This window comes from Kitasatospora arboriphila (assembly GCF_039528095.1).
GTDB classification, from domain to species: domain Bacteria; phylum Actinomycetota; class Actinomycetes; order Streptomycetales; family Streptomycetaceae; genus Kitasatospora; species Kitasatospora arboriphila.
The window spans coordinates 20,895-33,822 of sequence record NZ_BAAALD010000025.1 but is presented as its reverse complement, the minus strand read 5'-3'; the positions used below and the strand labels follow the sequence as shown (position 1 = coordinate 33,822).

15 protein-coding genes are annotated in these 12,928 nt (G+C 75.3%); 2 read left to right on the top strand and 13 right to left on the bottom strand.

Translation table 11 applies throughout. The annotated features are described in order from the left end of the window. The first annotated feature begins 67 nt into the window (after positions 1 to 67). Complete coding sequence (locus ABD353_RS15340; RefSeq protein WP_344624140.1) at positions 68 to 628, top strand: SLATT domain-containing protein; 561 nt, start codon at positions 68 to 70, stop codon at positions 626 to 628. A gap of 16 nt (positions 629 to 644) precedes the next feature. On the opposite strand, the gene ABD353_RS15335 is transcribed toward ABD353_RS15340, so the two are convergent. The 7 genes from ABD353_RS15335 to ABD353_RS15305 form a co-directional block, all read right to left on the bottom strand. Continuing rightward, positions 645 to 1,247 carry a DUF4291 domain-containing protein gene (locus ABD353_RS15335; protein WP_344624139.1) on the bottom strand — a complete coding sequence of 201 codons (603 nt, stop codon included), beginning with the start codon at positions 1,245 to 1,247 and terminating at the stop codon, positions 645 to 647. A 37-nt stretch (positions 1,248 to 1,284) separates the two neighbouring features. After that, positions 1,285 to 1,935 carry a hypothetical protein gene (locus tag ABD353_RS15330; protein WP_344624138.1) on the bottom strand — a complete coding sequence of 217 codons (651 nt, stop codon included), beginning with the start codon at positions 1,933 to 1,935 and terminating at the stop codon, positions 1,285 to 1,287. A 28-nt stretch (positions 1,936 to 1,963) separates the two neighbouring features. Next, a complete protein-coding gene (locus ABD353_RS15325; protein ID WP_344624137.1) occupies positions 1,964 to 2,809 on the bottom strand; it encodes a pentapeptide repeat-containing protein in 846 nt (281 codons plus the stop codon). Between the two features lie 96 nt (positions 2,810 to 2,905). After that, a complete protein-coding gene (locus tag ABD353_RS15320) occupies positions 2,906 to 3,079 on the bottom strand; it encodes a hypothetical protein (protein ID WP_199922877.1) in 174 nt (57 codons plus the stop codon). Positions 3,080 to 3,162: 83 nt separating this feature from the next. Further along, positions 3,163 to 3,687 (bottom strand): DUF4240 domain-containing protein, encoded by a 525-nt coding sequence (locus ABD353_RS15315; protein WP_344624136.1) that lies wholly within the window; start codon positions 3,685 to 3,687, stop codon positions 3,163 to 3,165. A 47-nt stretch (positions 3,688 to 3,734) separates the two neighbouring features. Beyond that, entirely contained in the window at positions 3,735 to 4,151 is a 417-nt protein-coding gene (locus ABD353_RS15310; RefSeq protein ID WP_344624135.1) for an HIT family protein, read from the bottom strand. Then, the gene (locus ABD353_RS15305; protein WP_344624134.1) at positions 4,148 to 4,933 is read right to left on the bottom strand and encodes a sterol desaturase family protein; all 786 of its coding nucleotides are present in this window, start codon (positions 4,931 to 4,933) and stop codon (positions 4,148 to 4,150) included. Before ABD353_RS15305 ends, ABD353_RS15310 begins: the two co-directional genes overlap by 4 nt. 161 nt (positions 4,934 to 5,094) lie before the next feature. Here ABD353_RS15305 and ABD353_RS15300 point away from each other — a divergent pair, with 161 nt between their 5' ends. Further along, positions 5,095 to 6,303, top strand: coding sequence for an MFS transporter (locus ABD353_RS15300; protein WP_344624133.1), 1,209 nt, complete (start codon positions 5,095 to 5,097; stop codon positions 6,301 to 6,303). Positions 6,304 to 6,371: 68 nt separating this feature from the next. On the opposite strand, the gene ABD353_RS15295 is transcribed toward ABD353_RS15300, so the two are convergent. The 6 genes from ABD353_RS15295 to ABD353_RS15270 all read right to left on the bottom strand — a co-directional run bounded on the left by ABD353_RS15295 (position 6,372) and on the right by ABD353_RS15270 (position 12,781). Further along, the gene (locus tag ABD353_RS15295) at positions 6,372 to 7,220 is read right to left on the bottom strand and encodes a helix-turn-helix domain-containing protein (protein ID WP_344624132.1); all 849 of its coding nucleotides are present in this window, start codon (positions 7,218 to 7,220) and stop codon (positions 6,372 to 6,374) included. A 105-nt stretch (positions 7,221 to 7,325) separates the two neighbouring features. Further along, positions 7,326 to 8,168 (bottom strand): class I SAM-dependent methyltransferase, encoded by an 843-nt coding sequence (locus tag ABD353_RS15290; protein WP_344624131.1) that lies wholly within the window; start codon positions 8,166 to 8,168, stop codon positions 7,326 to 7,328. Further along, positions 8,165 to 9,637, bottom strand: a complete 1,473-nt coding sequence (locus ABD353_RS15285) for a 4-hydroxyphenylacetate 3-hydroxylase family protein (protein WP_344624130.1) — start codon at positions 9,635 to 9,637, stop codon at positions 8,165 to 8,167. Before ABD353_RS15285 ends, ABD353_RS15290 begins: the two co-directional genes overlap by 4 nt. Next, positions 9,634 to 10,161, bottom strand: a complete 528-nt coding sequence (locus ABD353_RS15280; protein WP_344624129.1) for a flavin reductase family protein — start codon at positions 10,159 to 10,161, stop codon at positions 9,634 to 9,636. The genes ABD353_RS15285 and ABD353_RS15280 overlap by 4 nt, the downstream gene beginning before the upstream one ends. Next, complete coding sequence (gene asnB, locus ABD353_RS15275) at positions 10,158 to 11,987, bottom strand: asparagine synthase (glutamine-hydrolyzing) (protein ID WP_344624128.1); 1,830 nt, start codon at positions 11,985 to 11,987, stop codon at positions 10,158 to 10,160. Before asnB ends, ABD353_RS15280 begins: the two co-directional genes overlap by 4 nt. Continuing rightward, entirely contained in the window at positions 11,987 to 12,781 is a 795-nt protein-coding gene (locus ABD353_RS15270) for a hypothetical protein (RefSeq protein ID WP_344624127.1), read from the bottom strand. Before ABD353_RS15270 ends, asnB begins: the two co-directional genes overlap by 1 nt. Between the last annotated feature and the right edge of the window lie 147 nt (positions 12,782 to 12,928).

Genomic DNA, 12,928 nt, shown 5'->3' with positions numbered 1-12,928 from the left:
TCCGCACGGATGTCCGGGCGGGCTGGCAGACTGGCCGCTCCGAAGGCGGGGGAGAGGAACGCGGGCCATGGCGGGGAACACTGCGGACGGTGCGGATACGAGTCCGGTCAGCCGTCAACTGGCCTTCGTGGAAGCCGAGGTGCACAGCCAGCTGCGGATCCGCACCCGGCGGCGGGACACGGACCGCAGGCGCGCCTTCGGACTGCAGATCTCCACGGTGAGCCTCTCGGCGGTGATCACCGTGCTCCTCGGCGTCCAGGTCGGCCAGCCGGCCCGGCAGTGGCTGTCCGACGTCGCCCTCGGCCTCGGTGCGGCGATCACCGTGCTCGCCGCCTGGCAGGCCTTCTTCTCGCACCGCGCGCTCTGGCTGCAGCGCTCCGACACCGTGCACCGGCTGGCCGCGCTGGAGCGCCGGCTCGCCTTCCACCGCGCCGGGCTCGCCGGGGCCGAGCCCGAGCCCGCGCAGGTGGCGGAGTTCCTGGCCGCGTACGAGGAGATCGTCCAGGCCGACCACGACTCCTGGACGCGGGTACGCAGCGTCTCCGACCCGCAGGTGGCGCTGCCGCCCGGTCCGGTGCCGCCGCAGGGGCGCGAGCTTCTGACCGACCATCAGGATGCCACCGGCTGACCGGAGACGGCCCGGCTCAGTGGTCGGCGCCGAGCCGGGCGGCCAGGTGCCCGGGCAGCGGGTACGGAGTCTCGGCCGGGATCAGCGCGTCGGCGAGGTCGGTGCGGCCGTCGCGGACGAGTGCCCGGGCCTCGTGCGCCAGCGCGGTCACATCGGTGATCCCCAGGATCCAGTGGTCGACGTAGCCGGCCACCGCCCGCCCGGACAGGCCGAGTTGCAGGGCGCGGTGCTCCAGCGCACCGAGCCGGGTGGAGCGCTCCGGGTCCCACTGCACCCGGACGGGGCTGGTCGCCAGTTCCGCGCGCCACTCCTCCGCGGTGGCGTGGCAGCGCCGGTCGTGGTGGCTGGGGCAGGCCAGCGCGAGGGCCTGCTCGAAGCCGTCCCGGCTGATCCGGACGGCCAGCACCCGCTCCTGGCCCGGCTTGGACGCCCAGCCCGAGCGGTACATCATCCAGCGGAACGAGGGCTTGATCCAGGTCATCCGCTCCCGCTTGAACGGGGGCACGAAGGTGCCCGCCGCGAGCGCCGCCTCCGCGATCTCCACCGGGTACGCCTGGTAGACGGTCAGGCTCCGGTCGTCGTGGGCGGCCCGGACGGCGCGGAACGGCTGATCGGTCACTCGGACTCCAGGGCTGTGCGCGGACATCCCGCGGATCCTATGCGCGGCGCCCCGGGCGGTCATCCCGATTTCGGCCCGTCCGCGGCAGCCGGCCGATCGCGGCGGCCGGATGGCCGCCGTCGGCCGTGCACCACCAGACGGCGGCGTCGGAGTGCCGGAGGGCGTGCAGGCCGAGGCCGTGGTCGGGGCAGAGCGGCAGGGCCCGGCGGTCGCGCTCCATCAGGCTCTCCTGGACGTGCGCGGCGACGGCCGCCACCGCCGTGACCGGGTCGCCGCCGGCGCAGACGGGCAGGCCGCCGCCGTGCAGCCAGCCGTCCGCCAGGACGACGCCCGCGGAGGGCGGGTACCAGGCGTCCTGGACGACCAACCGGGCCCCGGGACCCCCGGCCCCGGGGAGATCGCGCAGGACGGGCTCCAGCGCCCGGCGCAGGGTCTCCAGCCGCTCCGGCACCAGGTCGAAGCCGGGCTCGAAGCCGGCCTCGGCGAGCAGCCGTGCGGCGAGGTCGGCGGCTTCGGCCGGCGGGACGTCGGCCGGTCGGCGTTCCACCGCCTCGCGGACCGCCGGGCCCCGGTGGCCGAGGGCCAGCAGCGCGCAGCCGAGCGCGGCGGCGTCGGCCGCCGCCAACGGGCCCTCGCCGCGCAGACCGCGGTGCAGCCGGACGCAGAGCGCCTCCACCGGATCGTCCACGGGATCGTCCGTGACGTCGCCCACGGGATCAGCGGGCCGGCGCCCAGTGGGCCGGGCGGTCCAGGCCGGCCGGCAGCCGGGTCGCGGCGTCGCCGCGGGCGGCGTTGACCTGCGACTGGGTGAGGAAGACCGCGCCGGTGAGATCGGCCCCGCTCAGGTCCGCGTCCCGCAGGTCGGCCCCGATGAGGTCGGCGCTGCGCAGGTCGGCCTTGCGGAGGTCGGCGGCGATCAGCAGCGCCCCGCGCAGGTTGGCGCCGCGCAGGTTCGCGCCCTTGAGACGGGCGCCCATCAGGTCGGCGCCGCGGTGGTTGCGGGTGCGGCCGGGCACGCCGGCCCGGACGAGCTCGCCGACCCGCAGCAGCAGGGCGTTGACCTCCTGGCGGACCGCGGGGACGTCCAGCGCGGTGATCTCCTCGGCGGTACCGAGGGTGAGCCGCTCGGTGGCGTCGAAGGCGCGCTGCAGCTCCTCGTGGACGGGACGGGCGGCGGGCAGGGCGAGGCCCTCGGCGAGGTAGTGCAGCAGCTCCTGCAGCTGCCGCAGCACGGGGAACACGGCGAACATCCGCCGGGCCGAGCCCGGGTCCTGCCGCCAGTCCTCGCCGCCGAAGGTGATCTGCGAGACCTTCTGGCCCGCGCCGAAGCACTCGAAGACGGTGCAGCCGCGGTAGCCCGCCTCCCGCAGCCGGGTGTGGATGCCGCAGCGGAAGTCGGCCTGCAGATTGGTGCAGGGGGTGCCGGCGTCCTTGGTGGCGGCGAAGTCCGAGGAGGCGGCGAACGGCAGGGCCACGCAGCACAGGCCGAAGCAGCGCGAGCAGTCGGACCGCAGGTCGGGGCGGTCCGGGGCGGGCGCGGGGGAGGGCTTCCGGCTGGCCAACGTGGGTCGTCTCCTCGGTGCGGACGTGCTCGGTACCCGACCATTCTCGCCGATCGGACCCGGACCCCGGACCGTCACACCCCGACCCGGGGCCGGTCACTCCTCGTCGAGGAGGACCTGGAGCTGCTTGAGCTTGCCGGTGGTGGAGACGACGGCGGTGACGGGCTGCTTGCCGACCACCCCCGCCCTGCGTGCGGCGTGGACGAACTTCTCCAGTTCGTCGAAGGTCAGGTTCTTCGAGGCCCCGCTGAACTTCAAGGGAACTGTCATACCGTCATTGTGCGCGGGGCCGGGTGCGGGCGACCGGTGCCGAGGCGCGTGTCGGGTACGCGTGTTGGGCGCGGATGCCGGCTTCACTCCCCGTACAGGGCCGCGAGCCGGGGAAGGCGCCGGGCGGTCTCCGCAGGGTCGTCGAAGTCCCAGTCGAAGACGATCTCCGGGTAGGCGATCGTGTAGCAGTCGCCGGACATCTGCTCGCCGGTGGCGGCGAGATGGGCGTCCCAGGCGAGACCCAGCGTGCGTTCGCAGTCCAGGTCCGCGCGGTTCGCCGCTGCTTCGCGGACGGACGGCAGCTCGGCGAGCGAGTCCGGAGAGGCGACGGCCCGCTCGAATACCTCCCGGCCCTGGACGATCAGCCAGCCGCGGAAGTAGTCGAAACCGTCGTCCGAGCAGCCGCCGTTGATCAGGTACGCGGCACCCCACAGGTCGCCGCGGTACGACTCCGCCATCGCGTCCCACAGCAACTGCTGTGCGGCGAGGATCTCCTGCCGCGGCCGGACGGCGAGCAGGGCGGTGGCCCGCTCGACCACGGCCCCGGCGTCGTCCGGGCCCGGCCGGCGCGCTGCTTCGATCAGGTCCCAGAACTGCTGCTCGTCCATGGCCCGGAGCATGCCGTACCGCTCTGACAGGGCCGCCGCGGAGCCGGTCAGCCGGCGGCCAGTGCGGCGGCGATCAGGGCGGCCGTCTCCACGGCGTGCGCCTCGTCGCGGTAGCGCGTCCGCGGCCAGAAGAAGCCGCGCAGGCCGTCCTTGGGATTGCGCGGCACCACGTGGACGTGCAGGTGCGGCACCGACTGGCTGATCCGGTTGTTCGCGGCGACGAAGCTGCCGGCCGCCGCCATCGCCGTCTCGACGGCCGCGGCGATCCGCTGGACCCGGGCGAAGTACGGCCCGATCTCCTCCGGCAGCAGGTCGGTCAGCGTCGGCACGTGCCGCCGCGGCACCACCAGGACATGGCCGGGGAACAGCGGGCGGTGGTCCAGGAAGGCGACCGCGGCCTCGTCCTCGAACACCCGGTGGGTGTCCGCCCCGCCCGCCACGACCTCGCAGAAGATGCAGCTCATGCCGGTGATTGAAGGGCATCCGGCAGCCGGGCGGCGGCAGGGTCGACGGCGTGTCGCATCCGGTCGTACGCGGGGTCGACCGTCCCGAACAGCCGGTCCCACACGGTGGTGTAGAAACCGAAGTTCACGCCCGGGTCGAGGTGATGGCCGACGTGGAACATCGGCAGCGCCACCCAGCGGAACACCGGCCGGCGCCGGACCCGGGCCGGCAGCGGCTCCACCCCGAGGTGGCCGAGCAGCCCGAACACCAGGTTGAGCAGGACGAACCCGCCCAGGGCGAGCGCCGACAGCTCCCACACCGTCAGGATCGCCAGCCAGGCGCCGCCGAAGCCCAACGCCTCCAGCGGGTGCAGCACGAACAGCGTCGACGGCCGCGGATCCGGGTAGCGGTGGTGGAGCTCGTGGGCCAGCCGGTACAGCCGGCGGCGGTGCGCGATCCAGTGCGCGGCGTACGCCAGGACGTCCATGACCAGGGTGAACGCCAGGAGTTCGAGCAGCACCCGCGGACCGGTCGAGGCCGAGAGGGTGACCAGGCCCGCCTTCCACAGTGCCCACCCGGCCACCCCCACACCGCTGTTGATCAGCAGGGCGACCACCGTCAGGGCGACCTCCGCCCCGGTCACCGGGCCGGGCGGCGGGGCCACCCGGCGGTCCCCGTAGCGCCGCACCAGCGCCCGCCCGGCGGCCACCGCCGCGACGAACAGCACCGCGTTGAGCAGCAGCGCCCCCGCCACCACCTCGCCCGCACCCAGCCGGGCCGCCCACCCCAGGAATCCGTCCACCGGCCCAGCCTGCCACGCGGTCCCGACGCGCGGGAGCCTGTGAGCGGCGGTCACAGGATGATCGCCTGTCTGGTTGCCGCCGCGGCACCGGCACACGATGGCCCGGCCGAGATCCGTCGTCCGTGCGCCCGTGAAGGGCCTTTCGAAGGGGTGTGAGGGCCGTGACCAGTGTGTCCGCGTCGCCGCCGAGTGCCGAGCCCGCGGCGCAGCCGTTCGACCGGCTGCGCTACGCCGGGGTGTTCCTGCTGCTGTTCCTGTTCGGCGCCGAGACCTTCCTGGTCTCGCCGCTGCTGCCGACGATCGCCGACTCGATCCGGGTCAGCGAGGCCGCCGCGGCTTCCAGCGTCACCGCGTACGTGCTGGTGTACGCCGTGGCCGCCCCCTTCCTCGGGCTGCTCAGCGACCGGTTCGGACGGCGGCGCACGCTCGTCGCCGGAACACTGCTCTTCGTCCTGTCCAACGCCGCGGCAGCGCTCTCCACCGGGCTGACCCCGCTGGTCCTCTCCCGGGCGGTCGCCGGACTGGCCGCCGCCGCGGCCGGACCGGCGATCTGGGCGCACATCGCGGAGACCGCACCGGACGCCGTCCGCGGCCGCGCGCTCGGTCTCGGCATGGCCCTGTTCTCCGCCGGCCAGGTCGTCGGGGTGCCGCTCGGCGGCTTCCTCGCCGGGCTGGCCGGGTGGCGCTCCGCGTTCTGGGCGCTCGCCGTCGGGACGGCCGCCGCCGTGCCGCTGCTGCTGAAGCAGGTCCCGGCGGGCGGGAGCGCGGCACCGGCGGACGGGCGCGGCAGTGCGGTACGGGCCGTGCTCGCGGGCTGGGCCGATCCGGCGCTGCGGCGCGCACTGCTGGTCAACACCGTCTTCCACGCGGCGAACCTGGGCGCGTACACGTTCCTGGGGGCGGTCCTGGTGCAGCGGTTCGACCTGTCGGTGGAGGCGCTCGGACTGGTCGGTGTGCTGGTCGGCGCCGGCAGCGTCGTCGGATCGCTGCTCGGCGGGCGGCTCGGCGACCGGGCGCGGGCCGCCGGACGGGACGGCGTGCCGCTGCTGCCGCTGTGGGGGCTGCTGCTGGCCGCCGGCATCGGGCTGGCGGTCGGCGGACCGGGGATCGTCCTCGCGCTCCTCGGGGTGACGGTGTGGTTCCTCGCCTCGGGCGGCTTCGTGACCGACCAGCAGACACTGGCGGGGACGGTGGCGCCGGAACTGCGGGCCACCTCCAGTGCCTGGCTGACCTCGACGATGTACGCGGGGACGGGCGTCGGTGCCTGGGCGGTGGGGGCCTTCGCGGACGTCGCGGTGGGGACGGCCGTGGTGGGGATCGGGCTGGCCCTGGTGGCGGCGGTGGGGGCGCGGGTGCTGCGGGCGCGGTAGCGGACCCGTCCGGCGGGCTCGCCGCATCCGGATCGCGCAGTTCTCCCGCGCCCCTGGGGGCGCCCTGCCTAACCCGCGCTGCGGAGGGGGTGGGTGGTGAGGGTGGTCATGCGGGCGCGGGCGGTGGGATCGGCGGGGGTGAAGAGGAGGACGAGGGCGGTCGGGTCGTCGACGGGGTGGAAGGAGGAGAGGGTCAGCCGGATCGGGCCGATCCCGGCCGGTTCGACGGTGACCGTGCGGGCCGTGAGCTCCGCCACGGAGTGGCAACCCCACCAGTGGCGGAGCTCCGGTGCGTCGGTGTCCAGATGGCGGTAGACCTCGTCGGTGCGGGGGTCGGAGAGGGCGGGGCCGGCCTGGGCGCGGAAGTGCTGGAAGACGTTCATGGCGAGCGGCTCCCAGTCGTGCAGGACGCCGCGCAGCCGCCCGTCGGCCGCCATCAGCCACATGAGGTTGCGGCGGTCGGCGGGAACGGCCTCGGGCGGGCCCCAGAGTGCGGACCAGGCGGCGTTCCAGCCGAGCAGGTCGAAGTGGCGGTCGAGCAGGGCGGCGGGGCTGGCCGGCCAGGAGTCGAGGACGGGCCGGACGGCCGCGGCGAGCCCGTCCCGGTCGGCGGCGTCGGCCGGTGCCGGCGACTCGTGGTAGCCGGCGAGGCGCATCGCGTGGCGCAGTCCGGCGGCGTCGAGGCGCAGGGCACGGGCGACCGCCTCCAGGACCTGCCGGGAGGCGGTGACCCGGCCCTGTTCCAGCCAGGTGTACCAGGCGAGGCCGACGCCGGAGAGCGAGGCGACCTCCTCGCGGCGCAGCCCGGGGGTGCGGCGGCGGGCGGTCGCGGTGAGGCCGACGTCGGCGGGCTTGAGGAGCTCGCGGTGGGCGCGGAGGAAGGCGCCGAGTTCCTGGCTCGCGGCGGGAGTTGACACGGATGGCTCCTCGGGCGGAGGTGGTGCGGTCGGGTCCGGCGTAGGTGCCGCCGGCCGGCCGCCGCGGTAGGTGCGGCGGTCGGCCGGCGGTGTGGTGACGGTCCGTCAGTGGGTGGTGAGCTCCCACAGTCGGACGGGCATGTGGCTGACGTGGCCGCGTTCGCCCTGGCGTTGCCGGGCGGCCTCGCCGACGGCCCGGAAGAAGTCGGCGCGGCGTTCGGCGGGGACGAGGCGGCTGTAGTAGTCGCCGAAGGTGGCGGCGTGGAAGTGCGCGTACTGCTCGGCGCTCTCCACGGTGACCACGGCGTCGCGCTCCCGGTGGCCGGCGACGGCGAGGTGCGGACGCAGGACGGCGGCCAGATCGTCGACGGTGCGGGTGCGGGTGGCGATCGGCAGCACGCCGGCGCGGGCGAACAGCGCCGGCACGTCGGCGCGCGGCGTGCCGAGGGCGGTGAGCGCCTCCCGGACGATCTCGTCCTCGCCGCCGAGGCCGTGCTCGTCCCGGGCGGGGTGGTAGGTGGTGAGCAGGAACCGTCCGCCCGGGGCGAGACGGTCGGACACCCAGGCGAAGATCCTTTCCTCGTGCGGGAAGAGCCAGTGCAGGACGGAGGTCATGGTGACGGCGTCCGGGCGCAGCGGCAGCGGTTCGGGGTCGGTGAGGTCGGCCCGGTGCAGGACGGTTCGGGCGCCGTACGGGCGCAGCCGCTCCGCGGCCTCGGCGATCCGGTGCTCGGACCGCTCCAGGCCGGCGGCGAGGCGTATCGACGGGAAGCGTTCGAGGGCGGCCTGCAGCAGTTGGCCGATGCCGCTGCCGAGGTCGACCAGGATCTGCGGCTCCGCGGGGAGCCGTTCGAGCACCCAGTCGCGGTCGTGGACCTGGCGGAGCCGGCTGGCGTCGGCGTACCCGGCGAGGGTGCGGGACTGGATCTCTGTGGCGGACGCGGTCACGGGCGGGCCTCCTGGGGCCGGTCGACGAGCTGCAGCAGCCGCGCGCGGGCGGCGCTCTGGTCATAGCGCTTGAACAGGTTGATCCGGTTGCGGGCGAGGTCGCCGCGGTGCACGTACTCGTAGAGGTCCTGGCGCTGGCCGAAGCCGTCGCCGGTGAGCTCCCAGGCGAGCCGGAACAGGCGGGACTTGCGCTCGGCGTCGATGCCGCGGCCGCGCATGTAGCGGTCGAGATGCGGGCGCAGCCGGGGGTTGGCGAGGTCGCCGGCGGTGGGCTGCATCAGCAGACCGGAGGCGCCGATCCGGCGGACGATCGCGACCGCGTCGGCCGCGACCTCGGCGGACCACACCCGGGAGGCGGCGGTGTCGCCCGGCGCGAACAGGCCGCCGTCGGTGACCCCGCCGCGGGCCTCGGCGGCGTCCAGGAAGTACTCGGTGAGCTCGGCGTACCCGGCGAGCCGGCCGAGGTCCTCCTGGACGTTGCGGAAGCCGTCCACGCCGATCGACTCGGCGACCAGGGTCGCGGTGGCGAGCAGGGCGCGCAGCCGCTCCCGGTAGCGGACGTGGCCGACGTAGGCGCTCCAGGCGTTGATCCGGCCGAGTCCGGCCCGGGCGAGGTCGGCGTCGCGGAGCAGCAGCACGCGCTCCCAGGGGACGAGCACGTCGTCGAAGAAGAGCATGGCGTCCTGCTCGTCGTACCGGGCGCCGAGCGGGTGGGCGTGCCCCCAGGGGGCGCTGCCGAGCGGCTCCCGGGCGAGGGTGACCAGGCCCGGCGTGTTGAGCGGCAGCGCGAACCAGACCACGAACTGCTCGCCGCGGCGCTGCGCGAACGAGGCCGACAGGTAGACCAGCACCTCGTGGGCGAGCGGCGCGAGCGTGGTGAGCTGCTTGGCGCCGCGCACCACGATGCCGCGCTCGTTCTCCTCCAGGACGCGCAGCGCCAGGTCGGGCTCGTCCACCGGGTCGGCGGAGCGGTCGATCTGCGGGTCGCCGAGGGCGTGCGACAGGACGAGGTCGTTGGTGGCGCAGTGCCGGTACCAGGCCTCGGCGTTGGCGCCGAACCGCGGGTCGTTGCCGGCCAGCCGGTGCCGGAAGTCGTAGACGCCGACGGCGATCGAGGCCATGAAGGCGGGGGAGCGGCCCTGTTGGCCGAGGGCCTCGGCGTGCCAGAACTCGGCGCTGCGCCGCTGGACGCGCAACTCCTCGACCGTGCGGGGCGGTTGGTATGCGCGGGCGAGCCGCAGGCCGGTCTCCGGGTCCTTCCAGGTCAGCAGCTCGCGGTGTTCGGGCTCGTGCTGCAGGTCGATCAGCCGGGCGAGTTCGTCGGCGGCGGGCCGGAAGGCGGGGTGCTCGGCGGGATTGCCGATCCGCTTGCCGTCCAGGTAGAGCTCGCGCCCGTCGTCGAGCTCGGCCCGGTACCGGTCGCCGGTGAGCAGGCCCCGCGCGGCGGCGGGGGTGTCGAGCAGGGTCATGCGCCAACTCCAGGTGAGCGGTGGGCGAGTGAGCGGTATCGGCCGTCGTGGTAGAGCAGCGGCTCGCCGGGCGAGGCGTCCGCGGCGGCGACCCGGCCGACCAGGACGGCGTGGTCGCCGCCGGGCAGGACGCCGTGCAGCCGGCAGTCGAACCAGGCGAGCGCGGCCTCCAGCACCGGCGCGCCGGTGGCCTCGGCGCGCATCGGAACGGCGGTGAAGGTGCCGAGAGCCCGGCCCGCGCCGGGCGTGGCGAACCGCCGGGCCACCCCGTGCTGGCGATCCGTCAGGACCGAGACGGCGAACCGGCCGCTGCCGCGGACCGCGGACACCAGCGGGCTGTGCCGGGCGACGGCCACGCTGACCAGCAGCGGGTCCAGCGAGAGGGTGCAGAACGAGGAGACGGTCTTGGCGAACACCTCCTCGCCGGAGCGGGTGGTGAGCACGGCGACGCCGGTGCTCCAGTGCCGGGCGGCAGCCCGGAAGGCGTCCTCCGGGGCCGGCGCGGGGCGGGCGGGGGCGCTCATCGCAGCCCCACCCGGTAGGCGCGCAGCCACTCGTCGACCTGGACGAGGTGGTCCAGGCCGCCGACCGGGTTCGGCGCCGTCCGGGGGCTCGGCAGCGGCCGGCCCTCGGCGAGGAGCCGGCGGACCGTCCCCCGGTCGACCAGGTCGAACACCGGGGCGTTCGGGTCGGCGAGCAGCTCCCGCGCCCGGTCGGTGAGCACCTCGGTGTAGCGGACGGCCGGCGTGGACGGGTAGCCGCTCTTCGGCCGCTCGGCGACCTGCGGCGGCAGCAGGTCCCGGACGGCGTCGCGCAGCAGCCCCTTGGACCGGCCGCCGGACGCCTTGAGCGCCCACGGCACGTTCCACAGGTACTCGACCAGCCGGTGGTCGCAGAACGGCACCCGCACCTCCAGCCCGACGGACATCGAGACCCGGTCGACCCGGTCCAGCAGCGGCGGCAGCCAGCGGGTCAGCGCCAGGTGGAACACCTCGCGCACCCGCGCGTCCGCCGCCGGCTCGCCGTCCAGCCGCGGCACCTCGGCGAGCGAGCGGCGGTACGCCTCCGCGGTGTACTCCTCGGGCCGGACGGCCGCGCGCACCTCGGGGCGCAGCAGCGCGGCCGGGGTGGTGCGGCCGTGCAGCCACGGGAAGGTGCCGGAGGCGAGCGCGGCCGGATCGTGGAAGTACGGGTAGCCGCCGAAGATCTCGTCCGCGGCCTCGCCGGACAGCGCCACCGTGGAGCGGCGGCGCACCTCGCGGAAGAGCAGGTGCAGCGAGGCGTCCATCTCGCCCCAGCCGGGCCGGTCGCGGGCGCGCAGCACGGCGTCCCGGGCGTCCAGCAGGTCGTCGTCGGGGACGAGGACGGCGGTGTGCAGGGTGCCGATGTGCTCGGCGGCGGCCTGCACGTACGGGGCGTCCAGGGTGGTCCGCCAGGCGTCGGGCGTCCGGTCGGCGCTGCCGGGGAAGTCCACCGAGAAGCTGGTGATCTTGCCCTGGCCGGACCGCTCCCGGGCGGCCGCGGCGAGCGCCGTGATCGCGCTGGAGTCGACCCCGCCGGAGAGCAGCGTGCAGAGCGGGACGTCGCTGATCAACTGGCGCTCCACCGCGTCGGCGAGCAACCCCCGGACGCGCTCCCGGGTGGCCACCCCGCCGTCCCGGTGCGGCCGGGACTCCAGCGCCCACCAGCGCAGTTCGCGGGTGGCGTGCCGGGTGACGGCCACCAGGTGGCCGGGCCGGACCTCGTGCAGCCCGCGGAACAGTCCGTGCCCGGGGGTCGGCGCGGCGGGCAGCGCGAACAGCTCGGCGATCCCCCCGGTGTCCAGCTCGGCGGGCAGCAGCGGGTTGGCGAGCAGCGCCTTCGGCTCGGAGCCGAACAGCACGCCCGTGCGGTGCGCGTGCCAGTACAGCGGCTTGATGCCCAGGTGGTCGCGGACGAGCAGCAGCTCCTCGGCGCGGGCGTCCCACAGGGCGTACGCGAAGATCCCGTTGAAGCGGCGCGGCGCCTCGCGGCCCCAGTGCAGGTGGGCGCGGAGCACCACCTCGGTGTCCGAGCGGGTGCGGAACACGTGCCCCAGGGACTCGAGTTCGCGACGGAGCTCGTGGTGGTTGTACAGCTCGCCGTTGTAGCCGAGCACCGCGCCGGGCGGTTCGGCGTCCGCCTGCGGCTGGGCTCCGCCGTCCAGGTCGATCACCGACAGCCGGCGGTGGCCGATCGCGGCGTGCCGGGACAGCCAGACGCCGTCCGCGTCCGGGCCGCGGCAGGCGAGGGTGGCGGTCATCTCCCGCAGCAGGTGCCCCTGGTGGCGCAGGTCGGTCTCCCAGTCGACCCAGCCGGTGACTCCGCACATCAGGACTCCCGGGGTTCGTCGTCGGTGGTGGTGGCGGGCTCGGGCCGGGCGGCCTCCCAGCGGCAGCCGTGGCCGGTGGGGCCGCTGCGCAGCCGGTGCGCGGGCCGGAAACCCTTGGCGCGGATGTTCGCGGACAGCGCCTCCGTGCAGTACGTGCACGGGGACGCGAGGGTCAGCCGGACTCCGCCGCGGCGGGCCTTCTCCCGGTAGTCCCAGATCGCGCAGTGCGTGATGGTGAGCACCGCACGGTCCGCGGACGGCGGCTGCTCGTCGTCGAACTCGTAGTCCGAACCGTAGAGTTCGGCCTGCCGGGCGATCCGGTGGATCGGATCGGCGGCGCCCCGGCCGAGGTCCGGCTCGACCTCCCGGTGCACCTCGGCGTTGGACCGCGCCCACTCCGCCAGCACCTGCTCGCCGTACCGGGCGACCAGGAAGCGTTCCATCAGGGCCTGGCCGCGGAAGAACACCCGCTGCCACTCGGTGGCCGGCGCGGTCGCCGGATCGGGCAGGTCGGCGAAGATCTCCGCCTGCAGGGCGAACCAGTCGGCCAGTTGCACCTCGTCGCCGCGCGAGACCAGGTAGCGGGTGAGGCCGGCCTCGGCCTCGTGCAGGCGCCGCCGCCACAGGGCCGAACGGTCCGCGTCCGGCATCGACCGGTACGGGGAACGCTGCGGTTCGGGGCGGGCGGCACCGCGGCCGGCGGGAAGCACGGCGGTGCCGGCGGGCAGGTGGGGCGGCACCGGGCCGGCCCGGTCGCCGGTGTGTGCGATGGTGCCGTCGGACGCGTCGCCCATCGGGCTCTCCCTTCGGCTGGACGTGGTGCGGCCACGCTACGAACCGCCGACGGTCCGTCAGAAGCCCCGAACGGAGCCTCCCCGGGCGACGATCGGCGCCACCGATTGCTCCGAAGGTCGCCTTCGCGAGCAGGGGATACCGCGAGG

Coding starts and splice junctions, on each gene's coding strand:
- ABD353_RS15340 (WP_344624140.1), top strand. CDS start 68: ATGGCGGGGAACACTGCGGACGGTGCGGATACGAGTCCGGTCAGCCGT.
- ABD353_RS15320 (WP_199922877.1), bottom strand. CDS start 3,079: ATGACAGTTCCCTTGAAGTTCAGCGGGGCCTCGAAGAACCTGACCTTC.
- ABD353_RS15315 (WP_344624136.1), bottom strand. CDS start 3,687: ATGGACGAGCAGCAGTTCTGGGACCTGATCGAAGCAGCGCGCCGGCCG.
- ABD353_RS15310 (WP_344624135.1), bottom strand. CDS start 4,151: ATGAGCTGCATCTTCTGCGAGGTCGTGGCGGGCGGGGCGGACACCCAC.
- ABD353_RS15285 (WP_344624130.1), bottom strand. CDS start 9,637: ATGACCCTGCTCGACACCCCCGCCGCCGCGCGGGGCCTGCTCACCGGC.
- ABD353_RS15280 (WP_344624129.1), bottom strand. CDS start 10,161: ATGAGCGCCCCCGCCCGCCCCGCGCCGGCCCCGGAGGACGCCTTCCGG.
- asnB (WP_344624128.1), bottom strand. CDS start 11,987: ATGTGCGGAGTCACCGGCTGGGTCGACTGGGAGACCGACCTGCGCCAC.
- ABD353_RS15270 (WP_344624127.1), bottom strand. CDS start 12,781: ATGGGCGACGCGTCCGACGGCACCATCGCACACACCGGCGACCGGGCC.